This window comes from Enterobacter wuhouensis (assembly GCF_004331265.1).
Lineage (GTDB): Bacteria > Pseudomonadota > Gammaproteobacteria > Enterobacterales > Enterobacteriaceae > Enterobacter > Enterobacter wuhouensis.
Window position 1 is genome coordinate 122965 of sequence record NZ_SJOO01000005.1, and the last position, 22853, is coordinate 145817.

Annotated in this window: 23 protein-coding genes; 9 read left to right on the forward strand and 14 right to left on the reverse strand. The window is 58.5% G+C overall.

Annotation, left to right across the window (positions count from 1 at the left end):
* The first annotated feature begins 64 nt into the window (after window positions 1-64).
* Window positions 65-919 (forward strand): aldo/keto reductase, encoded by an 855-nt coding sequence (locus tag E0L20_RS13275; protein ID WP_131634348.1) that lies wholly within the window; start codon window positions 65-67, stop codon window positions 917-919.
* A gap of 62 nt (window positions 920-981) precedes the next feature.
* On the opposite strand, the gene E0L20_RS13280 is transcribed toward E0L20_RS13275, so the two are convergent.
* Both E0L20_RS13280 and gapA read right to left on the reverse strand, forming a co-directional pair.
* The gene (locus E0L20_RS13280; RefSeq protein WP_131634349.1) at window positions 982-1866 is read right to left on the reverse strand and encodes a D-hexose-6-phosphate mutarotase; all 885 of its coding nucleotides are present in this window, start codon (window positions 1864-1866) and stop codon (window positions 982-984) included.
* 74 nt (window positions 1867-1940) lie between these two features.
* A complete protein-coding gene (gene gapA / locus E0L20_RS13285) occupies window positions 1941-2936 on the reverse strand; it encodes a glyceraldehyde-3-phosphate dehydrogenase (RefSeq protein ID WP_006174810.1) in 996 nt (331 codons plus the stop codon).
* Between the two features lie 341 nt (window positions 2937-3277).
* Here gapA and msrB point away from each other — a divergent pair, with 341 nt between their 5' ends.
* Both msrB and E0L20_RS13295 read left to right on the forward strand, forming a co-directional pair.
* Window positions 3278-3691: a peptide-methionine (R)-S-oxide reductase MsrB gene (gene msrB, locus E0L20_RS13290; RefSeq protein ID WP_131634350.1), complete on the forward strand. Its 414-nt coding sequence runs from the start codon at window positions 3278-3280 to the stop codon at window positions 3689-3691.
* A gap of 41 nt (window positions 3692-3732) precedes the next feature.
* On the forward strand, window positions 3733-4011 hold the full coding sequence (locus E0L20_RS13295) for a YeaC family protein (RefSeq protein WP_131634351.1): 279 nt from the start codon (window positions 3733-3735) through the stop codon (window positions 4009-4011).
* Between the two features lie 60 nt (window positions 4012-4071).
* On the opposite strand, the gene chiD is transcribed toward E0L20_RS13295, so the two are convergent.
* The 4 genes from chiD to sppA form a co-directional block, all read right to left on the reverse strand.
* A complete protein-coding gene (gene chiD, locus E0L20_RS13300) occupies window positions 4072-5328 on the reverse strand; it encodes a chitinase ChiD (RefSeq protein ID WP_131634352.1) in 1257 nt (418 codons plus the stop codon).
* Window positions 5329-5546: 218 nt separating this feature from the next.
* Window positions 5547-6188 carry a bifunctional nicotinamidase/pyrazinamidase gene (gene pncA / locus E0L20_RS13305; RefSeq protein WP_131634353.1) on the reverse strand — a complete coding sequence of 214 codons (642 nt, stop codon included), beginning with the start codon at window positions 6186-6188 and terminating at the stop codon, window positions 5547-5549.
* 9 nt (window positions 6189-6197) lie between these two features.
* Window positions 6198-7214 carry an asparaginase gene (gene ansA, locus E0L20_RS13310; RefSeq protein WP_131634354.1) on the reverse strand — a complete coding sequence of 339 codons (1017 nt, stop codon included), beginning with the start codon at window positions 7212-7214 and terminating at the stop codon, window positions 6198-6200.
* Between the two features lie 61 nt (window positions 7215-7275).
* Window positions 7276-9132 (reverse strand): signal peptide peptidase SppA, encoded by a 1857-nt coding sequence (gene sppA, locus E0L20_RS13315; RefSeq protein ID WP_131634355.1) that lies wholly within the window; start codon window positions 9130-9132, stop codon window positions 7276-7278.
* 166 nt (window positions 9133-9298) lie between these two features.
* Between sppA and E0L20_RS13320 the strand changes: the two genes are divergently transcribed.
* The 3 genes from E0L20_RS13320 (at window position 9299) to E0L20_RS13330 (ending at window position 12922) form a co-directional block, all read left to right on the forward strand.
* A complete protein-coding gene (locus E0L20_RS13320; protein ID WP_131634356.1) occupies window positions 9299-9850 on the forward strand; it encodes an NAD(P)H nitroreductase in 552 nt (183 codons plus the stop codon).
* A gap of 116 nt (window positions 9851-9966) precedes the next feature.
* Window positions 9967-11010, forward strand: a complete 1044-nt coding sequence (gene selD, locus E0L20_RS13325; protein WP_131634357.1) for a selenide, water dikinase SelD — start codon at window positions 9967-9969, stop codon at window positions 11008-11010.
* A gap of 4 nt (window positions 11011-11014) precedes the next feature.
* Window positions 11015-12922, forward strand: coding sequence for a DNA topoisomerase III (locus E0L20_RS13330; RefSeq protein WP_131634358.1), 1908 nt, complete (start codon window positions 11015-11017; stop codon window positions 12920-12922).
* Window positions 12923-12993: 71 nt separating this feature from the next.
* Here E0L20_RS13330 and gdhA read toward each other — a convergent pair whose 3' ends face one another.
* Window positions 12994-14337, reverse strand: a complete 1344-nt coding sequence (gene gdhA / locus E0L20_RS13335; protein WP_131634359.1) for an NADP-specific glutamate dehydrogenase — start codon at window positions 14335-14337, stop codon at window positions 12994-12996.
* Window positions 14338-14551: 214 nt separating this feature from the next.
* Here gdhA and E0L20_RS13340 point away from each other — a divergent pair, with 214 nt between their 5' ends.
* On the forward strand, window positions 14552-14824 hold the full coding sequence (locus E0L20_RS13340) for a YnjH family protein (RefSeq protein ID WP_131634360.1): 273 nt from the start codon (window positions 14552-14554) through the stop codon (window positions 14822-14824).
* On the opposite strand, the gene E0L20_RS13345 is transcribed toward E0L20_RS13340, so the two are convergent.
* A complete protein-coding gene (locus E0L20_RS13345; RefSeq protein WP_131634361.1) occupies window positions 14784-15200 on the reverse strand; it encodes a pyrimidine (deoxy)nucleoside triphosphate diphosphatase in 417 nt (138 codons plus the stop codon). The genes E0L20_RS13340 and E0L20_RS13345 overlap by 41 nt on opposite strands.
* A 75-nt stretch (window positions 15201-15275) precedes the next feature.
* Between E0L20_RS13345 and E0L20_RS13350 the strand changes: the two genes are divergently transcribed.
* A complete protein-coding gene (locus E0L20_RS13350) occupies window positions 15276-15845 on the forward strand; it encodes a carboxymuconolactone decarboxylase family protein (protein ID WP_131634362.1) in 570 nt (189 codons plus the stop codon).
* Window positions 15838-16455 carry a CDP-alcohol phosphatidyltransferase family protein gene (locus E0L20_RS13355; RefSeq protein WP_131634363.1) on the forward strand — a complete coding sequence of 206 codons (618 nt, stop codon included), beginning with the start codon at window positions 15838-15840 and terminating at the stop codon, window positions 16453-16455. Before E0L20_RS13350 ends, E0L20_RS13355 begins: the two co-directional genes overlap by 8 nt.
* Here the strand turns inward: E0L20_RS13355 and E0L20_RS13360 are convergent.
* The 6 genes from E0L20_RS13360 to xthA form a co-directional block, all read right to left on the reverse strand.
* Window positions 16452-17759, reverse strand: a complete 1308-nt coding sequence (locus E0L20_RS13360; protein WP_131634364.1) for a sulfurtransferase — start codon at window positions 17757-17759, stop codon at window positions 16452-16454. The two genes, E0L20_RS13355 and E0L20_RS13360, sit on opposite strands and share 4 nt — an antisense overlap.
* 73 nt (window positions 17760-17832) lie before the next feature.
* Window positions 17833-18453: an ATP-binding cassette domain-containing protein gene (locus tag E0L20_RS13365; RefSeq protein WP_131634365.1), complete on the reverse strand. Its 621-nt coding sequence runs from the start codon at window positions 18451-18453 to the stop codon at window positions 17833-17835.
* Window positions 18453-19988, reverse strand: a complete 1536-nt coding sequence (locus E0L20_RS13370) for an ABC transporter permease family protein (protein ID WP_131634366.1) — start codon at window positions 19986-19988, stop codon at window positions 18453-18455. The genes E0L20_RS13365 and E0L20_RS13370 overlap by 1 nt, the downstream gene beginning before the upstream one ends.
* On the reverse strand, window positions 19961-21109 hold the full coding sequence (locus tag E0L20_RS13375) for an ABC transporter substrate-binding protein (RefSeq protein WP_427854508.1): 1149 nt from the start codon (window positions 21107-21109) through the stop codon (window positions 19961-19963). Before E0L20_RS13375 ends, E0L20_RS13370 begins: the two co-directional genes overlap by 28 nt.
* A 27-nt stretch (window positions 21110-21136) precedes the next feature.
* Entirely contained in the window at window positions 21137-21820 is a 684-nt protein-coding gene (locus E0L20_RS13380) for a TVP38/TMEM64 family protein (protein ID WP_131634368.1), read from the reverse strand.
* A 6-nt stretch (window positions 21821-21826) separates the two neighbouring features.
* Window positions 21827-22633: an exodeoxyribonuclease III gene (gene xthA, locus E0L20_RS13385; protein WP_131634369.1), complete on the reverse strand. Its 807-nt coding sequence runs from the start codon at window positions 22631-22633 to the stop codon at window positions 21827-21829.
* Window positions 22634-22853: the final 220 nt, after the last annotated feature.

Consider the following 22853-nt stretch of genomic DNA (forward strand, 5'->3'; position numbering starts at 1 on the left):
GCATGATAACGGGGCGCTTGCGCCCCGTTTGCTTTAGCGTGGTGCAACTAAACAGGAGAGTGATATGAGCGTAAAAACCGTGGCATTTTCCGGCAGCCGTTCAGTCCCCGCGATTGGGCAGGGCACCTGGTATATGGGCGAAAAGGCGAGCCTGCGTAAAACAGAGGTCGATGCACTGCGGGCGGGCATCGATCTTGGGCTGACGCTGATCGATACCGCTGAAATGTATGCTGAAGGCGGGGCGGAAGAGGTGGTCGGCGAGGCGATAAAAGGCCAGCGCGACAAGGTGTTTCTGGTGTCCAAAGTGTACCCGTGGAATGCGGGCGGCCAGAAAGGACAGGCCGCGTGTGAAGCCAGCCTGCGACGTCTGGGGACCGATCGTATCGACCTTTACCTGCTGCACTGGCGGGGCAATTTTGCGCTCGATGAAACCATCGACCTGATGAACAAACTTCAGCAGCAGGGCAAAATTGGCCGCTGGGGCGTGTCGAATCTTGACGTCGACGACATGCAGGCGCTGTGGCGTGAGGAGGGCGGCTCTGCCTGTGCGACCAATCAGGTGCTGTATTACCTTGCATCGCGCGGCATTGAATACGATCTGCTGCCCTGGTGTCAGCAGCACGATGTTCCGGTGATGGCGTACTGCCCGCTGGCCCAGGCCGGACGCTTGCGAACAGGGTTGATGAATCACCCGGTCGTCAACGAGATTGCCCGTAACCATAACGCAACCGCCGCGCAAATCCTGCTGGCGTGGGTGATACGTCATCAGGGCGTGATGGCCATCCCGAAGGCGGCATCCATTGAACACGTCAAAGCGAATGCGGGAGCGCTAGATATCACGCTGACCGGCGAAGAGTTACGCCTTTTAGATAATGCCTTCCCAGTACCCGCCGTTAAAACGCCTTTAGACGTAGTTTAAGCCTGCACCGACTATCCCCTCTCCCCTATGGGGAGAGGGCCAGGGTGAGGGGCGCTTTTCTCTTAGCGCTTCACAATCTTAATCGTCTGCCCCAGGCGAGACGGTTTCTCTTCACTCGTTTTCTGCAGTTCAGTCACGCACGCGGTTTCCACGCAGACAAACGTTTTATAACCGTCGTCAGGGACGTCTGCCATGCTGACAGAAAGCGCCGGGCCTGGGTTCCATCCCACAACGTTGCTGTGATGGTGATGAACCACCTCAATGCCGCGGTTCAGGGCGCCGTCGTGGATCACGCTGCAGGCTTCCGGATGCAGATACACGCGGTCGGTACGGTCAGGGAACGTCTGAACGCCGTCGCTCAGTTTTCCTTCTTTGGCGTTATCCACTTTGTCGATAAAGGTATCGCCAAGGCCGCTCACTTTAACTGCATTAATGTCACCGACGTTGAAATAGGTGTGCAGGGCGGAAGAGGTTTCAAAATCACCGTGTGCTTCCAGTTCGATCTCGCAGGTTTTGCCCAGCTTGAAGCGGGCGTACAGCGTGAAATCGTGCGGCCACAGGGCGCGGGTTTCATCGTTCGCCTGCAGCTCAAAGGTCAGCACTGCGCCGCTTTCATCTTCGTTATGGGCTTTCAGCGTCCACTGCTGGTTACGGGCAAAACCGTGCGCGGGCAGGCCCTGCTGTGCTGCCGGGCCGAACCACGGCCAGCAGATCGGTACGCCCCCACGAATGGCGGCCCCTTTTTTGAACGAGGTCGCATTGCTCAGCCACAGGCCTTCTTCTTCGCCTTCTGGTTTCCAGGAGAGCAGATGGGCACCGTTCAGGGCCACGGAGGCTTTTACGCGCGGGTGGTCAACGACAATAACGTCAGCGCCATCAATCTGGCGGCGGGAGAGCACAGGGGTAAGTTGTTCGACTACCGGAAGTGCAAAAATTTTATTAATCATTAAGCAATCCTCTGTCTTGAAGCAATAAAAAAGGCGACCGAAGTCGCCTTTTTGGATCAGGTTCTCATCTCAACTTATTTGGAGATGTGAGCGATCAGGTCCAGTACTTTGTTAGAGTAGCCGGTTTCGTTGTCGTACCAGGAAACCAGTTTAACGAAGTTGTCGTTCAGCGCGATACCAGCTTTAGCATCGAACACGGAAGTGCACACTTCGCCGTTGAAGTCGGTAGAAACAACGTCGTCTTCGGTGTAGCCCAGAACGCCTTTCATTGCGCCTTCGGAAGCAGCTTTGATTGCTTTCTTAATTTCTTCATAAGAAGCAGCTTTTTCCAGACGAACGGTCAGGTCAACAACGGACACGTTAGGAGTTGGAACGCGGAACGCCATACCCGTCAGTTTGCCATTCAGTTCTGGCAGTACTTTACCTACAGCTTTAGCAGCACCGGTAGAAGATGGGATGATGTTCTGAGCTGCGCCACGGCCGCCGCGCCAGTCTTTGTGAGACGGGCCATCAACGGTTTTCTGAGTAGCGGTAGTTGCGTGAACGGTGGTCATCAGGCCTTCAACGATACCGAAGTTGTCGTTGATAACTTTAGCCAGTGGTGCCAGGCAGTTGGTGGTGCAGGATGCGTTAGAAACGATATCCTGGCCAGCGTAAGTTTCGAAGTTAGCACCACGAACGAACATTGGGGTGTTGTCTTTGGATGGACCAGTCAGAACAACTTTTTTCGCACCCGCGGTGATGTGTTTACGCGCGGTTTCGTCGGTCAGGAAGATACCGGTTGCTTCAGCAACAACGTCAACACCGATTTCGTTCCATTTCAGGTTAGCTGGGTCTTTTTCAGCAGTAACGCGGATGGTTTTGCCGTTAACAACCAGGTGGCCGTCTTTCACTTCAACGGTGCCGTTGAAACGACCGTGAGTTGAGTCGTACTTCAGCATGTACGCCATGTATTCAGCGTCCAGGAGATCGTTGATACCAACGATTTCGATGTCAGAACGTTCCTGAGCAGCACGGAAAACAATACGGCCGATACGGCCAAAACCGTTGATACCTACTTTGATAGTCATATATTCCACCAGCTATTTGTTAGTGAATAAAAGGTTGCCTGTAAAATTACAAAAACCTTACGCAGCGTCAAGCGGAATCGTGTCAATCATTGCGACAAATCAATCCTGTGACTAACGTTTGTGCGACTGACTCGCCTCACTTTCCCTTTGAGCTAGCAACCACATGGGGGCTGCGCCCGGAATTTTAAAGGCCTCTCAGGATAAAAGTGTGAAATAGATCACAATTGCCTGACCGCCTTTTCGCGACACATAAGTTTAGAACAAAAGTGTACGCAAGGGTGTTAATGTTTTGTTAGAATCCGGGTTAAAAGATGTCTGTTTCTACAGCGAGATGTAAGCATATGTCGAACCAACGTAACCCCGATGATTTGAAAAAAAACCTTTCAGAAATGCAGTTTTACGTGACGCAGAATCACGGTACGGAACCGCCATTTACCGGGCGTTTGCTGCATAACAAGCGAGACGGTGTCTACCACTGCCTGGTGTGCGATGCGCCGCTGTTTAATTCGCAAACAAAATACGATTCTGGCTGCGGCTGGCCGAGCTTTTATGAGCCGGTTAGCGATGACGCGATCCGTTATCTGACCGACTCGTCGCACGGCATGGTGCGTACCGAAATCCGTTGCGGAAACTGTGATGCACACCTCGGCCACGTTTTCCCGGACGGCCCGCAGCCTACCGGCGAGCGTTTCTGCGTAAATTCAGCCTCCATGAGCTTCACCGACGATGAAAACGGCGACCAGACCAAAGGTTGAAAAAACGATTCAGCAAATTATTCCTTTGAAAGGGAGACATCATGAATATTGATGACATGATTGCGGGCATGACGCCGGAGGTTTACCAGCGTCTGGTGACGGCCGTTGAGCTGGGAAAATGGCCCGATGGCGTTGCGCTGACGCCCGAGCAAAAAGAGAACAGCCTGCAGCTGGTCATGTTATGGCAGGCGCGCAACAACACTGACGCACAGCACATGACGATCGACACCCAGGGGCAGATGGTGATGAAGAGCAAGCGCGAGCTGAAGGAAGAGTTTGGCATTACGCCAAAGCCGATTGCGACGATGAAAATGCAATAACGGTGCGGGTTGATGCCCTCACCCAACCCTCTCCCACGGGGAGAGGGCTTGATTATCTTACTACTTATGCGGGATCCCGAGTGACTCCGCCAGCTGTTTCGCTAACTGATTGTTATCATCAGCCCCGTACTCCCAGAACATCGCGCCAGCAAGGCCTTTCTCCTTGATGTAATCCGCCTTAATCGCGATTGAGCGTGGATTCTCATAGGAAATGGCGAACAGCGCTTTGCCGTCGGCGGACTTCACCGAAAGCCACGGCACTTTCGCCTGGTCGTCCCAGTGCTCGGTAAAGCGCTTCTGCGGATCGTTCAGCAGCTTTTTGACGATATCGTTGTACTTCACGTACGTATCTTTGGTCAGGTCATACCCGAGCGACTTGAACAAACCGATCTCCTGCGGGCCGAAGTAGGGCTGCGTTACCGGGTTTTTCTGCGCATCCGGTTTTGTCCAGTCAATGCCCGGCTCCACGGAACGCTTCGGCACGCGGCCATAGAAACCCATCCCGAGGTTCATCTGCTCTGGCTTCAGGCCGGCAGCAAGATAGTTATTCACCACAAAATCGACGCTGTATTTATCGGCAGCCGCAACCGTTGGCCAGGCGCTGGAGTCATACAGGTTGGCGTTGAAGTACTGCGTTCCGTACGCCATGTCGTAGGTCATCAGATTGATATAGTCGAGCAGCGGGGCGATCGCCTTCACGTCTACCCAGCTTTTCGGACTTTCCGCATTCGCGCCCACGGCAATGGTAACCAGCTTCTTATGTCCGAAGGCGTCGCGCAGTTCTTTGAGCAGGGCGGTGAAGTTATCCCGATCGGCAGGCGTGCTGGCGACCAGCCCCCACGCGCCGTTCACCGGGAACTCCCAGTCGAGGTCGATCCCGTCCAGGCCATATTTGTCGACAATCTCCTGAGCTGAGCGGATAAACACCGCACGCGACTCCTTCGTTGCTGCTGCGCCAGAGAAACCGCGCGCTCCCCAGCCGCCAACGGAAAGCAGCACCTTGAGGTCCGGGTTCTGTTTACGCAGGACAGGAATTAACGCGAGGTCGGACGCGACTTTTGGCGACAGCCAGATTTGATGCAGCTTTGCCGGATCTTTCAGCGCGGCGTTGGTTTCGTCTTTCTCATCGTTATAGACAAGGCCAAACGAGTAGTTCAGGTGGGTGATCTGGCGGACGTCGAGTTTGTTAATGTCTCCGCCCGGACCGGCGGTGACATCGCCACCCCCGTTGAAGTAGCCCACGGACATCAGGGTACTGGCGGAGGCAAGTGAAGCGCAAAGCAGCGGCAATGCTGCCAGTAATGGCAAACGTTTCATACACGTTCCTCTTTGACTTAATAAAAGTGACCACGCCACAGAAAAAGCGTGGCGAAAAAACAGCCTGAAGAGAATAGCATTGCCGCTTCGCTTGAGATGCGAAGGAGTTCACTTTATGGGAGATCCGAGGGGAGGATTGCCGGGTGGCGGCTGCGCCTTACCCGGCCTACGGGGAAGGGTAGGCCGGGTAAGCGTCAGCGCCACCCGGCTAAAAAGGCTTACGCCTGCGTCTCAAGCCAGTCTTCGAGGGTATACAGCGTCGCGCCCTCGGCGGCCATGTCCATAAACGCCTGCGCGCTGTCCTGCGGCTGAATGTTCACCCCGCGACACCCGTCGGTGATGACGCTCACGGCGTAACCCAACTGGAGCGCATCGAGTACGGTAAACTTCACGCAGTAGTCCGTCGCCAGGCCCAGCACAAGCAGCTCGGTAATTTCATGGTGGCGTAACCATTCGTCCAGCGCTGTTTTCTGCCGATGCCCGTTATCGAAAAACGCGCTATAGCTGTCTATCGCCGGGTTTTCACCCTTGTGAAACACCGCGTCGATAGCCTTTTGGTTCAGGAGCGGATGCAGCTCTGCGCCCTCCGTCTGCTGGACGCAGTGATCGGGCCAGAAGGTTTGCGCGAGTCCGTCGAGCTCCCCCTGAGTGAAAGGATCGACGTTGTGCTGGCTGGCAAAGCTGCCGTGGTCGGCAGGGTGCCAGTCCTGGCTTGCAACAACGGCTTCACCGCGTGTTTTACACCAGTCGATCAGCGTATTCGCCACGTCTACGGTACTGTCGCCTTCCGCGACGGCCAGCGCGCCGCCCGCGCAGAAATCATTTTGCAAATCGACCAATAACAGGGCGCGTTGCTTCATGAGAGCTCCTTATTCGTCCGGGGTCAGTTCGCCGCGCAGGTTTTGCATCATCGCGCGGCGAATGGACTGAATGTCCAGATCCTGACTCAGTAAATAGTGAAGTTTAGTCAGCGTCGCTTCAACGGTCATATCAAAGCCGCTGATCACTCCCGCGTGCGCCAGGGCATTGCCGGTAGCATAGCCGCCCATATTGACCTTGCCGGACATACACTGCGTCAGGTTAACCACGACGATCCCGCGGTCGCTCGCTTCCTGAAGCTCCTTCAGGAACTCGCCGTTCTGCGGCGCATTGCCGACGCCGTAGGAGCGTAAAATCAGCGCCTTCACCGGCTGGCGCAGGAAGTTGCGCACCACGTCGGCGGAGATGCCTGGATAAATCGTGACCACGCCAATCGGCTGCGGGGTGATCGGATGCACAATCAGCTCACCGGCGGTGTTCGGCGCAGGCGGCGTGCCCAGACGACGGATATGAATACCGGCCTCCAGCAGCGGCTGCAGGTTAGGTGACGCGAAGGCGTCAAAACCGTCGGCATGGGCTTTAGTAGTGCGGTTGCCGCGATACAGACGGTTGTTGAAGAACAGCGACACTTCGCTGATCGGGTAGTTGGCCGCCACGTACAGGGAATTGAGCAGGTTGATTTGCCCGTCGGAGCGCAGCTCCGCCAGCGGGATCTGCGAGCCGGTGACGATAACGGGCTTGCTCAAATTCTCCAGCATGAAGGAGAGGGCCGAGGCGGTAAACGCCATGGTGTCGGTACCGTGCAGGATCACGAAACCGTCGTATTTGTTGTAATTGGCTTTGATGTCATCCGCAATATGTTGCCAGTCTTCCGGCGTCATGTCGGAGGAGTCCATCAGCGGGTCGTACTCGTGGATCGTAAAGTCGGGCATTTCCGGACGGTGGAATTCAGGCATCAGCGCCAGCTGACGCTGAAGGTGGCCGGAGACGGGAATATAGCCATTCTCAGAGCGCTGCATACCGATGGTACCGCCGGTGTAGGCTACATAAATCGATTTCTTCTGCATGGTAGTGAGTTCTTGTTCTTCAAAAGAAAAAATCCCCTCTTGCGGGAAGAGGGGACGGGTTTTAACGGACGTTAGCGCAGGTCAGGCAAAATGCGTAACGGCTTTGCGGATCGTTAAAGGTGGCCAGCTTGTCGCTCTCGGCTTTCATTGCTTTTGCGGCGGTAGCGACCGGTGCTGGTAGATAAGCCTGCATCGCCTCCGGCAGCATCGCGCGGACGGAGCCGGACATGCTGTCCATGACCATATCAAAGAACGACGGCTCGTCCTGATAATACTCAACGTGCCACTGCTTAAGCTTAGCCAGCTCGGCCGCCTTCTTCACCGCGTCGTCAAAGTCGCCCAGGCTGTCCACCAGGCCATTGCTTTTCGCATCCTGCCCGGTCCAGACGTGGCCCTGAGCAATCTCATCGATTTGCTGAGGCGTCTTTTTACGTGAGTCAGCAACCAGGTTGATAAAGCGCTTGTAGCCGTTCTCGATGCTGAGCTGCATCATTTCCGACACTTCCGGCGGCAGCGATTTGGTGATCGACACGTCTGCCAGCGGCGAGGTGGCCACGCCGTCAGTATGCACGCCCAGGGAGTCCAGGCTGTTTTCGACGGTGTTGATGACGCCAAAGATGCCAATCGAGCCGGTGAGCGTGCTTGGGCTGGCCACAATGTAGTTCGCTGGCGTGGAGATCCAATACCCGCCCGATGCGGCCATACCGCCCATCGACACCACGACCGGCTTGCCGGCGGCGCGGGCTGCTGCCAGTTCAGCGCGGATCACTTCGGAGGCGCTAACGCTTCCGCCAGGGCTGTTTACGCGCAGAACGATGGCTTTCACTTTTGGATCCAGGCGCGCATCGCGGATCTGCGATGCGGTCGTATCGCCGCCCACGTTACCCGGCGTTTCCTGGCCGTCCATGATGGCGCCGTTGGCAAAGACCACCGCTACGCTGTTTCCGCTGTCGTCCGGTTTTTTCGTCGTGTAGTCGTACATGCTGATGGCGCTGTAGTTTTTATCCTCTTTGCTCCAGCCAAACTGTTTGGTCAGCGATTTCTCGATATCCGCGCTGGTGCCCAGGGCATCGACCAGCTTGTTATCAAGGGCATATTTCGCCGTGTCGCCGTCAACCTTACGCAGGCCGTCCAGCACGCCGCGCGCGCCCGGGAAGACCTGTTCAGCCGTAATTTGACGGTTGGCCGCAACGGTGCCCAGATAGTTCTGCCACAGTTCGCCAATCCAGCGGCTGTCCGCCTCACGGGCGGCAGGGGACATATCGTCACGGATAAACGGCTCAACGGCGGATTTATAGGTGCCGACGCGGAAGACGTGGGTGCTCACCTTCAGCTTGTCGAGCAGAGATTTGTAATACAGGCCGTTCGTCGCAAAGCCATGTAAATCGACGGTGCCCTGCGGTGAAAGCCAGATCTTATTCGCGAAGCTCGCCAGATAATATTGCCCCTGGCTGTAGCTGTCGCCCACGGCAATTACCGGCTTGCCGCTGTCGCGGAACTCGCGCAGCGCTTTACCGATATACTGCATTGACGGCTGATCGCCGCCGGCAAAGTCTTTCAGATCCAACACGATACCGGTGATGTTGCGATCGTCTTTCGCCTGACGAATGCTATCGACAATATCGAACAGGGAGTTTTCCTGCAGGCGATCGGACGTTGCGCCAAACAGCTGGCGGCCAATCACGCCCAGACGATTGCTGGTGGAGGGCTTATCAACAATGACGCCGGTGATGTCGAGCAGCAGCGCCCCGCGGGTCGAATGCTGAGACTGATTGGCGTTGCTGATGTGCATCCACACGCCAACGCATACCAGCACCAGGAAGATGAAGAAGATGTTCATCACCAGGTTGCGGACGAAGTTGAGCAGTCGCCACGTCCATTTAAAGAAACCGGCAAAGATTCGCCAAAGGGTTCGCATGTATTCTCCCTAACCAGAAAATGACTGTTTCCGCCGCCACGGACGGTAATGTTGGCTTATCGTAATGACCCAACCGCCACTTGTCAGCAGGAATCGCCTGCCGCGCTGTAACAAAATCTGCTGTCGTGTTAATTTTGTGAGTAAATTTCAAGACTGGAGTTAATCAATGGACGCACTTGAACTGCTTGTTAACCGTCGTAGCGCTTCACGTCTGGCTGAACCGGCACCTGCGGGCGAGCAGCTGGAAAACATTCTGCGTGCCGGTCTGCGTGCGCCGGATCACGGCACGCTTCAGCCGTGGCACTTCTTTATTATTGAAGGGGAAGGCCGCGAGCGCTTTAGCGCGCTGCTGGAGCAGGGCGCCGTTGCGGCCGGTCAGGATGAGAAAGGCATTGAGAAAGCGCGTAACGCGCCGTTCCGCGCGCCGATGATTATCGCCGTCGTCGCAAAATGCCAGCCCGACCATAAAGTGCCGGTCTGGGAGCAGGAGATGTCCGCGGGCTGCGCGGTGATGGCGATGCAGATGGCCGCCGTCGCGCAGGGATTCAACGGCATCTGGCGCACCGGCCCGCTGACCGACAGCCCGGCGGTACGCGACGGTTTATCCTGCGGTGAGCACGATAAAATCGTTGGGTTCCTCTATCTCGGCACGCCGCAGCTCAAAGCTTCCAGCACCATCAGCGTGCCGGATACCACGCCTTTCGTCAGCCGTTTCTGATAACGCACGCTAAACTGTCTGGATTCTGAGCATCCGCCGCAGAATTCAGACAGTCATACTTACCTCTTTATGGAATGAGCGCTACCATAGCGCGATTGAGATGACAGGAGACGTCCATGAGCGAGCAAACCATTCGTTTAACGCAGTACAGCCACGGAGCCGGTTGCGGTTGTAAAATTTCCCCGAAGGTGCTGGAAACCATCCTGCACAGCGAACAGGCGAAGTTTGTCGACCCGAACCTGCTTGTCGGTAACGAAACGCGTGACGATGCGGCGGTTTATGACTTAGGTAACGGCACCAGCATTATCAGCACCACCGACTTCTTTATGCCGATTGTCGACAACCCGTTCGACTTTGGGCGCATTGCGGCCACTAACGCCATCAGCGATATCTTCGCGATGGGCGGTAAGCCGATCATGGCGATCGCTATTCTGGGCTGGCCGATCAACACCATCCCGCCGGAAATTGCGCGCGACGTCATTGAAGGCGGGCGCTTTGCCTGCCAGCAGGCGGGTATTGCGTTAGCCGGTGGTCATTCCATTGATGCGCCAGAGCCTATTTTTGGCCTGGCGGTGACGGGCGTGGTGCCTACCGAGCGCGTGAAGCGCAACAGCACCGCGCAGGCGGGCTGCAAATTGTTCCTTACCAAGCCGCTGGGTATTGGCGTGCTGACAACCGCTGAGAAAAAATCCCTGCTGAAACCCGAGCACAAAGGCCTGGCAACGGAAGTGATGTGCCAGATGAACCTCGCCGGTGCGGCATTCGCCAATATCGACGGCGTGAAGGCGATGACCGACGTCACCGGTTTTGGTCTGCTGGGCCACCTGAGCGAAGTGTGTCAGGGCGCGGGCGTGCAGGCGCAGGTCTGGTATCAGGACGTGCCGAAGCTGCCGGGCGTTGAGGACTACATTGCCCAGGGCGCGGTGCCGGGCGGCACCCAGCGCAACTTTGCCAGCTACGGTCACCTGATGGGCGAAATGCCTGAGGAGTGGCGCAACCTGCTGTGCGATCCGCAAACCTCCGGCGGCCTGCTGCTGGCGGTCACGCCGGAATCCGAAGCCGAGGTTCAGGCGACCGCCGCCGAGTTTGGTATTACCCTGACGGCCATCGGCGAGCTGGTGACCGCGCGCGGTGGCCGACCGATGATTGAGATCCGTTAATTCGATGCGGTTGTTTATTGCCGAAAAGCCGAGCCTGGCCCGTGCCATCGCCGACGTGCTGCCTAAGCCGCACCGCAAAGGCGACGGCTTTATCGAATGCGGCAACGGGCAGGTGGTCACCTGGTGCATAGGTCACCTGCTTGAGCAGGCGCAGCCGGACGTCTACGACAGCCGCTACGCCCGCTGGAACCTGAACGATCTGCCCATCGTGCCGGAAAAATGGCGCCTGCAGCCCCGTCCGTCCGTGACCAAACAGCTCAACGTGATCAAGCGCTTCCTCCATGAGGCTGCCGAAATCGTTCACGCGGGTGACCCGGACAGGGAAGGACAGCTGCTGGTTGACGAGGTGCTGGACTATCTTGAGCTGGCGCCGGACAAGCGCCAGCAGGTGCAGCGCTGCCTGATCAACGACCTCAACCCGCAGGCCGTCGAGCGGGCGATTTCGCGCCTGCGCGCCAACAGCGAGTTTATTCCGCTGTGCGTCTCGGCTTTAGCCCGCGCCCGCGCCGACTGGCTGTACGGCATCAACATGACCCGCGCCTACACCATTCTTGGGCGCAACGCGGGCTATCAGGGCGTACTTTCAGTGGGGCGCGTGCAGACGCCGGTGCTGGGGCTGGTGGTGCGTCGCGACGAAGAGATTGAAAACTTCGTTGCCAAAGATTTCTTTGAAGTGAAGGCGCACATCGTCACGCCAAAAGACGAGCGCTTTACCGCCGTCTGGCAGCCGAGCGACGCCTGTGAATCCTATCAGGATGAAGAGGGGCGGCTGCTTCATCGTCCGCTTGCCGATCACGTCGTGAACCGCATTACCGGCCAGCCCGCGATCGTCACCAGCTATAACGATAAGCGGGAATCAGAACCCGCGCCGCTGCCGTTTTCGCTTTCTGCTCTGCAGATTGAGGCGGCCAAAAAGTTTGGATTAAGCGCGCAGAACGTGCTGGACATCTGCCAGAAGCTGTATGAAACCCATAAGCTCATCACCTATCCGCGCTCTGACAGCCGCTATCTGCCGGAAGAGCACTTTGCCGGACGCCACTCGGTGATGAACGCCATCGGCGTACACGCGCCGGATCTGCTGCCGCAGTCGGTGATTAACCCCGATACCCATAACCGCTGCTGGGACGATAAAAAGGTGGATGCCCACCATGCGATTATCCCGACGGCGCGCGCCAGCAGCGTCAACCTGACCGACAACGAAGCGAAGGTCTATAACCTGGTTGCCCGCCAGTACCTGATGCAGTTCTGCCCCGATGCGGTGTTCCGTAAATGCGTCATTGAGCTTGAGATAGCCAAGGGCAAGTTTGTCGCCAAAGCGCGTTTTCTTGCGGAAGCGGGCTGGCGCACGCTGCTGGGCAACAAAGAGCGCGATGAGGAGAACGACGGCACGCCGCTGCCCGTCGTTGCCAAAGACGACGAGCTGCTGTGCGAGAAGGGCGAAGTGGTGGAACGTCAGACCCAGCCGCCGCGGCACTTTACCGACGCGACGCTGCTCTCGGCGATGACCGGGATCGCCCGCTTTGTGCAGGATAAAGATCTGAAGAAGATCCTCCGTGCAACCGACGGTCTGGGAACGGAGGCGACGCGTGCAGGCATTATCGAGCTGTTGTTCAAGCGCGGTTTCCTGGAGAAAAAAGGGCGCTATATTCACTCAACCGAGCCGGGGCGCGCGTTAATTCACTCCTTGCCGGAGCTGGCCGCCAGGCCTGACATGACCGCGCACTGGGAGTCGATACTGACGCAGATAAGCGAGAAGCAGTGCCGTTACCAGGACTTTATGCAGCCGCTGGTCGGGACGCTTTACCAGCTGATCGATCAGGCGCGCAGCACGCCGGTGAAAACGTTCAGAGGGATGGTTGCACCCGGTAGCGGCGCGAAGAAACCGTTCAAGAAGAAAAAGAGCGCGGCCTGATACGCCCGGTTTTCTCCCTCTCCCCGTGGGAGAGGGCCGGGGTGAGGGCACCCGGCCGCACGATATAAACCTTAAATCACACCCTGCCCAATCATCGCATCCGCCACCTTCACGAACCCGGCGATATTTGCGCCGCGCACGTAGTTGGTTTGCGACGCTTCACCGCCGTACTCCACGCAGGCATGATGAATATCCAGCATGATGTGGTGCAGACGCGCATCCACCTTCTCGGCCTTCCAGCCCATACGCGCGGCGTTTTGCGCCATCTCAAGGCCGGAGGTTGCCACGCCGCCTGCGTTTGCCGCTTTACCCGGCGCAAACAGCACGCCCGCCTCCAGGAAGAGGTCGGTCGCTTCAATGGTGGTTGGCATGTTTGCCCCTTCCGCCACCGCCTTCACGCCGTTGGCAATAAGCGTGCGGGCGGCTTCCACGTCCAGTTCGTTCTGGGTCGCACACGGCAGGGCAATGTCCACCGGCACCGCCCACGGCTGTTTGCCTTCCAGATAGGTCAGGCCAAACTCGCGGGCGTAATCCGCCACGCGGCCGTCGCGGCTGGCCTTGATTTCGCACAGGCGCGCCAGTTTTTCTGCCGTAAAGCCGGCTTCATCCACCACGGTGCCGCTGGAGTCAGAGGCGGTGACCACGCGGGCGCCAAACTGCATCGCTTTTTCGATGGCGTACTGCGCCACGTTGCCGGAGCCGGAAACCGCCACGCGCATCCCCTCAAAGCTCAGACCATGGCGCTTGAGCATCGCTTCGGTAAAGTAGACCAGGCCGTATCCGGTGGCTTCCGGACGGATCAGGCTCCCGCCAAACGACAGCCCCTTGCCGGTAAAGACGCAGGCGCTGTTGTTGGAGAGCTTTTTCATCATCCCGGCCATAAAGCCCACTTCGCGACCGCCCACGCCGATATCACCGGCAGGCACATCGGTGTCCGGACCGAGGTGGCGATACAGCTCGGTGACCAGCGCCTGGCAGAAACGCATCACTTCGCCTTCGCTTTTGCCTTTTGGATCGAAATCGCTGCCGCCTTTGCCGCCGCCCATCGGCAGCGTGGTGAGGGCGTTTTTGAACGTCTGCTCAAAGCCGAGAAATTTCAGGATCGACAGGTTTACGGAGGGGTGGAAACGCATCCCGCCCTTAAACGGGCCGATGGCCGAGTTGAACTGCACGCGCCACGCGCGGTTGACCTGCACCTGGTTGCGATCGTCTACCCACGCCACGCGGAACTGGATGACGCGCTCGGGTTCAACCAGACGCTCAAGCAGGGACATTTGACGATAGCGCGGATTTTCTTCAAGGAACGGCCACAGGGTGGTCATGACTTCGCGTACGGCCTGGGCAAACTCGCTTTGGTGCGGGTCGCGCTGCTGAACGTGGGCAAGGAAACTTTCCAGAGAGCGTGTCTGATCCATAGATATAAGAACCTCTTATCATGCGTAGATGTTATGTGTTGTTTTTTTGACTATACCACCCGCACCGCTTTGCGAGGCAAGCAGAAATGCAGGGCGAAAGGGAAATTAATGAGCCGGGTTGCGTCATAACAAAAAACGATGACGAGATAAATTAAAGGTTCTGGCCTGGATTACCGTTATAGTCAGTATCAGGACACAACAGGAAGATAAGTCTATGAACCGCTACGTGATGACCGCGTTATGTTTGATGTTTACCGCAGGCGCTCAGGCCGATCGCATTCGTCCGGACGTGGAAGTGAACGTGCCGCCGGAGGTGTTTAGCTCCAGCGGCCAGCGCGCGCAGCCCTGTAACCAGTGCTGCATCTATCAGGATAAGAACTATTCGGAGGGGGCCGTGGTAAAAGCGGACGGCGTGTTACTCCAGTGCCAGCGCGATGAACGCACCATCAGCACGAACCCGCTGGTCTGGCGTCGCGTAAAAGAATAAAGGCTTCAAGCAGCGGAATATCCGCCGGGGCCAGGTCGTAGGCGAACGCCTCTTCCGGCGTACACCATACCAGGGCGCTGTGGTAGTGCGCCGTCAGTTTTCCGCTAAACGCGGGAACGTGCCAGGCGTGCAGGTTGATTAACCGCTGCGACACCTCGCGCTGGTGGCTCGCGACGTATTGCGCGGGCTGCGCCTCAATACCCAACTCTTCACGCAGTTCGCGGATAAGGGCCTCGGGCTGGGTTTCTCCGGCTTCGACTTTCCCGCCCGCAAATTCCCACATGCCGGGCTGATCGGCATGGGCAGGGCGCTGTGCCAGTAAGATGTTGTCGTCTTTTTCGATGATGGCGGCAACGACATCGAGTGTTTTCAGCATGGTCGTCAATACTTGATAGCAAAAAAAGACATAGTATCGTGCCCTTTCAAAGAGTCCAGCCATCAGGAGAATCAGGTGAAAGAGACATCCACCTGGGTTAACCCCATCGAAACCCTTCCGTCCAGCCTAAAACCGATTGCCGCTATGCAGAAAAAACGCTTCGGCGCGGTGCTTAACCCTACGCGCTGGTGGGGGCGCATGCCGCGTCTGTTCTGGCTGGTGGCGCTGTTTGTGGGCTTTCTGGAGCGTCGTCAGGCGCGCCTCAGCCCCGCGTTGCGCTCGCTGCTGATGACGCGTGTCTCGCAGCTGTGCCACTGCGCATTCTGTATCGATGCCAACAGCCTGCGGCTGGCCGAGCGCTCGGGAACGCTGGATAAGGTCCAGGCCGTCAGCGGCTGGCACCAGAGCACGCTGTTCAGCGATGAAGAACGCGCCGCGCTGGCGTTTGCCGAGGCGGTCACCGCCACGCCGCCGCAGGTGGATGACGACATAAAAGCACGGCTCAAACGCCACTTTACCGATGACGCCATTACCGAAATGACGGCCCTGATTGCGTTTCAGAATCTCTCCGCGCGCTTTAACGCCGCGCTCGATATTCCCGCGCAGGGGCTTTGCGCCACGTTTAAAGAGAAACCCCATGCTTGATCGTCACCTGCACCCGCGCCTAAAGCCCGCCCTTAACCGCCTGGCATCCGTGCTGGATAAACCCGGCATTTCGCCGGATGGACTGACCCTCACCGGGTTTGCTATCGGCGTGCTTGCGCTGCCGTTTCTGGCGCTGGGCTGGTATCCGGCGGCGCTGATTGCGATTGTCCTGAACCGCCTGCTGGATGGTCTGGACGGCGCGCTCGCACGGCGCAGAGGCCTGACTGACGCGGGGGGCTTTCTCGATATCGCGCTCGACTTTCTGTTCTACGCCCTGGTGCCGTTTGGCTTTGCCCTGGCGACACCCGCAGAGAATGCGCTGGCCGCGGCCTGGCTGCTGTTTGCGTTTATCGGCACCGGCAGCAGCTTTCTGGCCTTTGCGGCGCTGGCGGCGAAGCATAACATCGATAACCCCGGCTATGCGCACAAGTCGTTTTACTACATCGGCGGGTTAACGGAGGGAACGGAGACCATCGCGCTGTTTGTGCTGTGCTGCCTGTTTCCGGCGCACTTCGCGCTGCTTGCGTGGGCGTTTGGCGCGCTGTGCTGGCTGACCACCACAACGCGCATCTGGAGCGGTTACGTGACGCTGAGGTCGCTCACCCCTTAGAGAGAACTTTCGGGCCCGCGTTCGCCGGTGGATACCGGGTTCTGCGGGTGGCTGCTCCATTCGTACCAGCCGCCGTCATAGACCGCGACGTTCTGCCAGCCCATGGCGCGTGCGTACATAAAGGTTTCCGACGCGCGCCAGCCGGTCCCGCAGTAAAACGCCACGTGCTGTTCCGGCAGAATATTCCAGGTCTTCCACATGGCGGCAATATCGTCGGCGCTGCGCATGGTGCCGTCCGGGTTATGGAAATCCTCCATGTGCGTGGCGTCGCTGCCCGCGTGGCCCCAGCGCGCCCCGGCAATTTCGCCTTTCGGCTTGATGTAGCTGTAGCCGCTGGTTTCACCGATAAACTCCGGCCACGAGCGGATGCTGACCAGCGAAGCATCCTTGCGGTGAAGCATGCCGCGCGCCTGCGCCATATCGACCATCAGCTGCGGCTGTCCGGGGATTGGTGCGCCGAATTCAGGCGCAGGCTTCACGTCTGCTGGCATCCCGCGCTCGACCGGCAGGTTTGCGTCGGACCATGCCTTCCAGCCGCCGTCGAGAATGCGGACATCCTTCACGCCCGCGTAGAGCATAATCTGCGCCACGCGCGCGGCGGCGTAGACGTCGCGACCGTACAGAATGACGGTGGTATCGTGGCGGATACCGTGCTTCGCCATCAGCGCCTTCAGCTTGTCGTCAGAAACCTTGTTCCACAGCGGCTCGCTCTCGACCTCGTTGGTGTCGATATAGCCTGCGCCCGGAATATGGCTGAGCAGGTAAAACTTCGGCGCGCCCCAGGCGGCTTCAATGACCTTCCAGTCGCCCGCAGGCGCGGCAGTTTCCGGCTTGCCCTGCTGCAGCCGGGAGATCCACTGCGGATAGACCAGCTGTTCAAAATGCGCCAGCCGCTGCAAACGGTCCGGAGCCTGCAGGGCATCGTTGAGAAGCGAGACATGAGAAAATCCGGCTTTCTCCAGACGGTTTTTTACCGCCCGGTTGTCTGCATCGTTACCGTACAGGGCGAGCGCTGAGGATGGCGTCAGCCGGTGCTGCTTCGCCCAGCCAGAGAGCTGTTCGTCGCTCATTGCGCTAAGCCAGCTGGCGGAGAGGTTTAGCGCGGCAGGTTCATGCCCGGAGGTTCCGCCGGGCCCTTGCGGCCAGCCGTTGTAATAGGCGCTGATACGGGTGTCGATCGCAGCGCCCTGTTGCGCTTGCAGCTGAGCCAGCGTAAGGGTATGGGGCATATCAGCCGCCAGAGAGGAAAATGAGGCGAGGCCGCAAAGCATGGCCAGCGCGGTCAGTTGAGAAACACGTTTCATCGAAAAACCTGACGTCAGTTAAAGAGGGGGGCATTGTCGTCTCTCCCGGAACGGAAAACATTGCGTTAGCACATTATTGCCAGCGAGAAACCGCAATCACCTCGCCGCCGGGCGGAATATCCTCCTCGTCATGCGTGACCAACACCGCTGGAATATTACGTGCACGGATGACGTCAAACACCCACGTCCGAAACGAGGCGCGAAGCGTTTTATCGAGACGGCTGAACGGTTCATCAAGCAGTAGCGCCTGCGGTTCGGCAAGCAGGGCGCGCAGCAGGCTTACCCTGGCGCGTTCTCCCCCCGAAAGCGTAGTAGGATCGCCGCCATAGTGGTTTTCAAGCCCGGCAGAGCGTAGCGCCTGCTCAACGGTTTCCCGGCGGGCGCGCCCGCTTACGCGCGAAGGGAGCGCGAGCATCAGGTTTTGCCCGACGCTGAAGTGATCGAACAGCAGGGCGTCCTGGAAGAGGATGCCGATCCCGCGCTTTTCTACCGGGAGCGTATCGCAGCGCCGGTTGTCCAGCCACAGTTCGCCCTGTGCCTGAAAGTCCGCGGAAAGTGCCCCCACCATCCAGGTGAAAAGCGTTGATTTTCCGCTGCCGGAGGGGCCCATCAGGGTAACGATCTGCCCTGCCTGAACGCTAAAGTTCACCCCGTGAAAGAGTGGCGTAATGGTCAGGTTTTTCACTTCCAGCATTAACGTAATCCTCGTCGATAACGGCCCGCGAGCCGGGAGAGCAGCGCGGCGACGGCAAATATAAACCCGGCGATCAGCAGCAGCCCCAGCGCCCGGTTAGCGAGTACGGGAACGCTGCCGCCGCTGCTCAATGCAACGGCCTCCGTCGTGAGGGTGGCGAAACGTCCTGCGCCGAGCCAGAGCGTGGGCATGTACTGCGCCATGCTCACCGAAAAACCGGTGGCAAAGGCCAGCAGGGCCGGGCGCACAAGCAGGGGGCATTTCAGCAGCCAGAACCGCTTAGCGCGTCGCCACCCGAGCGTTCTGGCGGTAAGGATAAGGCGCGGATCGAGCCTGCGCCAGGCCGGCTGCACGATCAGCAGCATCCAGGGAAACACCCACAGCAGGTGGCTCCAGAGGACGGCGATAAACTGCCCGTCAATGCCAAGCGCTAAGGCGACGGTATATTGCCCGGAGACCAGCGGCAGCGCGGGAAGGGCGAGCGGCAGCCAGACCCACAGCGCGCCGCGCGGTGGCCCCCACTCCAGCCAGACGAAGATCAGCCCAAGCGCCAGCAGGCTGGAAAGCAGGCCCAGCGCGAGGCTGGTGGTCACAAGGTCGTACGCGAAAGACGCCCGTCGCGCCAGGAAAAGCAGAATGACTGCACACATTATCCCGCATCCGGGCAGCAGCCAGGAGAGCGACTTTTCCGGGATCGCGACGGTTGAGCAACGACGGATGCCGGAAAGATTGGGTAACGTGCGCCGCCAGAGGCGCCACGCGCCGTAGCCCAGCGCGGCGAGCAGGGCCAGCAGCAGGAGCAAGAGAAGGCACAGCAACATCCCCTTTGCCTGCTGCTGCGCATCGCCCTGGCTGAGCCATTGCCACGCCAGCACCGCCAGCGTCGGGGGATTTCCCGGCCCAAGAATGAGGGATACATCCACAACCGAAAGTGACCAGGCGAGTACCGCCAGCATCACCGCGCCCAGCGCAGGGGCAACGGTAGGCAGCATCAGCCAGCACAGCCGCTGCAGGCGACCGTAGCCCAGGGTTTGTAATACCACGTTCTGTTGCCCCAGCCGCGTTTCGGGCAGCGCGGCGTAAATGGCCCACAGCACGAAGGCGCTCTCCTTGACGGCAAGCGTCAACCCGAGCCCGATGCCGTAGCGATCGAGCCGGGGCGAGCAGAAAGAGCAGATCTGATAAAGCACGCCGCCCTCGGCAAACATCAGCAGCGCGCTGGTGGCAAACGCGACGTGGGGAACGGCCAGCAGCCAGGGGAGATGGGTATGCAGGCGACGCCACCGTTCGCCTGGCCAGAGCGCGGCGATGCAGCCCAGGGCAATCACCAGCGCGCCCAGCGTTGCAATCAGCGTGGAGACCAGCGTAGCGGCGAGCGCCTGCGGCAGCTGCGGATCGTCAAACAGGGACTGCCAGTTCGCCAGCGAAAGCGCCGGCACCGCCAGCATGACGCCCGCAGGGAAAAGCGGCAGATAGATGGCCGCTATCGCTATGGCTATGAGCCAGCTCAGCGGGTGCCGTAGCGGCGAAGCCATTCCTGCTCCAGTGCGTTAACCCATGCGGCGTGGGGTTCAGGAAGAATGGCCGGTAGCCCGGCGGGCGTATGGGCGAGTAGCGCTTTCGCCTCATCTGCGGGCAGGGTGCGGGCGTCAATGATGCTCGGATCGCCCCAGACGGCAGGATCGGCCTTGCGGATCTGCGCCTGCGGCGAAAGCAGGAAATTGGCGACCACCTTCGCCCCCGCGCTGGCGCTGGCATTGGCCGGAATGGCGACGAAATGCACGTTGCCTATCATCCCGTCCTGAAAGCCAAAGCTGTAGCTATCGGCGGGCAGCTCACCGCTGGCGACCTTCTGCCGCGTGTGGGAGGGGTTAAACGTCAGGGACAGGTTCAGGCTTCCGCCGGCAAGCAGGGCATCCATCCGGGCGGGTGACGGTGGAAAGTCTTTGCCTTCTCGCCACAGCAGGGGATGCAGCGCGTCCAGATAGGCCCACAGCGGCCCGGTCACCTGCCCGAAGCTGTCATCGGGCGCTTTTTTTAGCGCAGCCGGCTGCGGAGTGAGCGTGATAAGCAGCTGCTCCAGGAATGCTGTCCCGGTAAAATCAGGCGGACGCGGGTAGCTCACCTTGCCGGGATGTTGCCGGGCGTAAGCCAACAGCGCCTGCGGATCGGCAGGCGGCGTCGGCGTGCTGGTTTCGCGGGCGATGAAGGTCAGCTGAGCGCCGCCCCACGGGGATTCTGCACCCTCGGTCGGGATAGCGAAATCTTCCGTGACCGGCTTACGCGTATCGACGTATCGCCAGTTGGGCAGCGCCTGCGCCCAGCCGGTTTGCAGCAGGTTCGACGCCTTCAGGGTACGGAAATTTTCGCCATTCACCCATAAAAGATCGACCGAACCGTTCTGGGTTTTCCCGGCAGCATGTTCTGTCTGGATGCGCTTAACGGCATCTGCGGCATCCGCCAGGTGAACGATCCTGAGATTGATGGCGTAGTGCGTTTTCACCTCGCCGCTAACCCAGTCGAGGTAGCTATTGACGGCCCGATCGCCGCCCCAGGCGTTAAACCACACGGTCTGGCCTTTGGCCTCTTGCTGAATGGATTGCCAGCTGTCTGCTGAAAATGCCGGAGTTGCCACCAGCAAAGCTGTCAAAAACATGCAAAAACGCACACGGCGCATAATGCCTCACTTATAGGAAGAAGGGATATAGCGGGAAAGCAGCCAGCGAATGACCAGAGGTAATAACCCCAACAGTGTAAAGGCGAATAGCATTCCCGGCGACAAAATATCACGCAGCGACGTCAGGTTTCCCAGCTCCCGCCCGGCGTTCAGAAAGATAATCGTTGCGGGTAACATGGCGATCTGGCTCACCCACCAGTAGCGGCGGACCCGAATGCGCGTCAGCCCCATCAGGAGATTCACCAGGAAAAACGGAAATGCGGGCATCAGGCGAAGGGCAAAAAGATAGCCTGCACCGTCGCGCGCCATGCCGGCGTTAACGGTAGTCATCTGCGATAAAAAGCGCTGCTGTACCCAGTCGCGCAGCAGATAACGGCTGGCGAGCATCGCCAGCGTCGCGCCAAGCGTAGAGGCGAAAGAGACAACGATTATGCCCTGCCACAGGCTGAAGAGCGCGCCGCCGAGCAGGGTGAGGATCGCGGCCCCGGGTATTGAGAGCGCAGAAACCACGACGTAGAGCGCAAAATAGAGAATCAGGCTTTGCAGCGGATGTTGTTCGACATGCGTCATTAACGCCAGATGATGCGTTTTTACCGCCTCCAGCGAGAGCGTGCCCGGTGGCAATAGCGTGAATGCCAGTAAAAATGCGCCCAGAAGGGCGCACAGGAAGAGTATTTTTTTTATGTTCACGCGGAATTACAGCTTGAATTTAGCCCACACCGGCGCGTGGTCGGACGGCTTTTCCATACTGCGAATAGCGTAGTCGATCCCGGTTTCGACGCAGCGTTCTGCCAGCGGCGCGCTTGCCAGCAGCAGGTCGATGCGCAGGCCGCGGTTGTCGTCAAAGCCTTTTGAACGGTAGTCAAACCACGAGAAGCGATCCTGCGTTTCAGGGTTCGCGCTACGGAAGGTATCCACCAGGCCCCAGTCCAGCAGGCGCTGCATCCACTCGCGCTCTTCCGGCAGGAAGGAACATTTCCCGGTGCGCAGCCAGCGTTTGCGACTGTCTTCACCAATGCCGATATCCAGATCGGTCGGGCTGATGTTCACGTCGCCCATGATCAGCACCGGGTTCTCTTTCTTTAATTCCGTTGTCAGGTAGTTCTGCAGATCCTGATAAAACTTCGCTTTAGCCGGGAATTTGGTCGGATGGTCGCGGCTTTCACCCTGTGGAAAATACCCGTTGATCACGGTGATATTGCCCAGCGGAGAAGGGATCTCGGCCATGATGATGCGGCGCTGGGCCTCTTCATCATCGCCCGGAAAACCGCGACGAACCGACACCGGCGTCTCTTTGGTCAACAGCGCAACGCCATAGTGACCTTTCTGACCGTGGTAAAAGACGTTGTAACCGAGCTTTGCCACCTCTTCGAGAGGGAACATGTCGTCGTGAACCTTTGTCTCCTGCAGGCCAATCACATCGGGCTGATGTTGCTCAACAATCGCTTCAAGCTGGTGAGGGCGGGCACGCAGGCCGTTGATATTAAAAGAGACAAATTTCATAGTCGCTGCCAATGCAAGGTGAATAGTGCATGGATGGTAGCAGAAATTATCCCGTCTGTTATCCGCTTCATCCAATTACTGCGACAGATAATGCCGTTGGTGCAATATTTGCACCATTCTGACGCGCATCGCCCCCGGATGGGGCGTAAACGACCGATAAATTTCGCGAGCGATCACAATTCCAGAATTATATTTGGCCTGTGCATAGTCTTTCTGATTT

Excerpts from the sequence above, each read along its gene's own strand:
- E0L20_RS13360 (WP_131634364.1), bottom strand. The coding sequence starts at position 17,759 with ATGAAACGTGTTTCTCAACTGACCGCGCTGGCCATGCTTTGCGGCCTC.
- msrB (WP_131634350.1), top strand. The coding sequence starts at position 3,278 with ATGTCGAACCAACGTAACCCCGATGATTTGAAAAAAAACCTTTCAGAA.
- chiD (WP_131634352.1), bottom strand. The coding sequence starts at position 5,328 with ATGAAACGTTTGCCATTACTGGCAGCATTGCCGCTGCTTTGCGCTTCA.
- E0L20_RS13280 (WP_131634349.1), bottom strand. The coding sequence starts at position 1,866 with ATGATTAATAAAATTTTTGCACTTCCGGTAGTCGAACAACTTACCCCT.
- xthA (WP_131634369.1), bottom strand. The coding sequence starts at position 22,633 with ATGAAATTTGTCTCTTTTAATATCAACGGCCTGCGTGCCCGCCCTCAC.
- E0L20_RS13275 (WP_131634348.1), top strand. The coding sequence starts at position 65 with ATGAGCGTAAAAACCGTGGCATTTTCCGGCAGCCGTTCAGTCCCCGCG.
- gapA (WP_006174810.1), bottom strand. The coding sequence starts at position 2,936 with ATGACTATCAAAGTAGGTATCAACGGTTTTGGCCGTATCGGCCGTATT.
- gdhA (WP_131634359.1), bottom strand. The coding sequence starts at position 14,337 with ATGGATCAGACACGCTCTCTGGAAAGTTTCCTTGCCCACGTTCAGCAG.
- E0L20_RS13345 (WP_131634361.1), bottom strand. The coding sequence starts at position 15,200 with ATGCTGAAAACACTCGATGTCGTTGCCGCCATCATCGAAAAAGACGAC.
- sppA (WP_131634355.1), bottom strand. The coding sequence starts at position 9,132 with ATGCGAACCCTTTGGCGAATCTTTGCCGGTTTCTTTAAATGGACGTGG.
- E0L20_RS13365 (WP_131634365.1), bottom strand. The coding sequence starts at position 18,453 with ATGCTGGAAGTGAAAAACCTGACCATTACGCCACTCTTTCACGGGGTG.
- E0L20_RS13320 (WP_131634356.1), top strand. The coding sequence starts at position 9,299 with ATGGACGCACTTGAACTGCTTGTTAACCGTCGTAGCGCTTCACGTCTG.
- E0L20_RS13295 (WP_131634351.1), top strand. The coding sequence starts at position 3,733 with ATGAATATTGATGACATGATTGCGGGCATGACGCCGGAGGTTTACCAG.
- E0L20_RS13370 (WP_131634366.1), bottom strand. The coding sequence starts at position 19,988 with ATGGCTTCGCCGCTACGGCACCCGCTGAGCTGGCTCATAGCCATAGCG.
- ansA (WP_131634354.1), bottom strand. The coding sequence starts at position 7,214 with ATGCAGAAGAAATCGATTTATGTAGCCTACACCGGCGGTACCATCGGT.
- E0L20_RS13355 (WP_131634363.1), top strand. The coding sequence starts at position 15,838 with ATGCTTGATCGTCACCTGCACCCGCGCCTAAAGCCCGCCCTTAACCGC.
- E0L20_RS13330 (WP_131634358.1), top strand. The coding sequence starts at position 11,015 with ATGCGGTTGTTTATTGCCGAAAAGCCGAGCCTGGCCCGTGCCATCGCC.
- selD (WP_131634357.1), top strand. The coding sequence starts at position 9,967 with ATGAGCGAGCAAACCATTCGTTTAACGCAGTACAGCCACGGAGCCGGT.
- E0L20_RS13375 (WP_427854508.1), bottom strand. The coding sequence starts at position 21,109 with ATGTTTTTGACAGCTTTGCTGGTGGCAACTCCGGCATTTTCAGCAGAC.
- pncA (WP_131634353.1), bottom strand. The coding sequence starts at position 6,188 with ATGAAGCAACGCGCCCTGTTATTGGTCGATTTGCAAAATGATTTCTGC.
- E0L20_RS13340 (WP_131634360.1), top strand. The coding sequence starts at position 14,552 with ATGAACCGCTACGTGATGACCGCGTTATGTTTGATGTTTACCGCAGGC.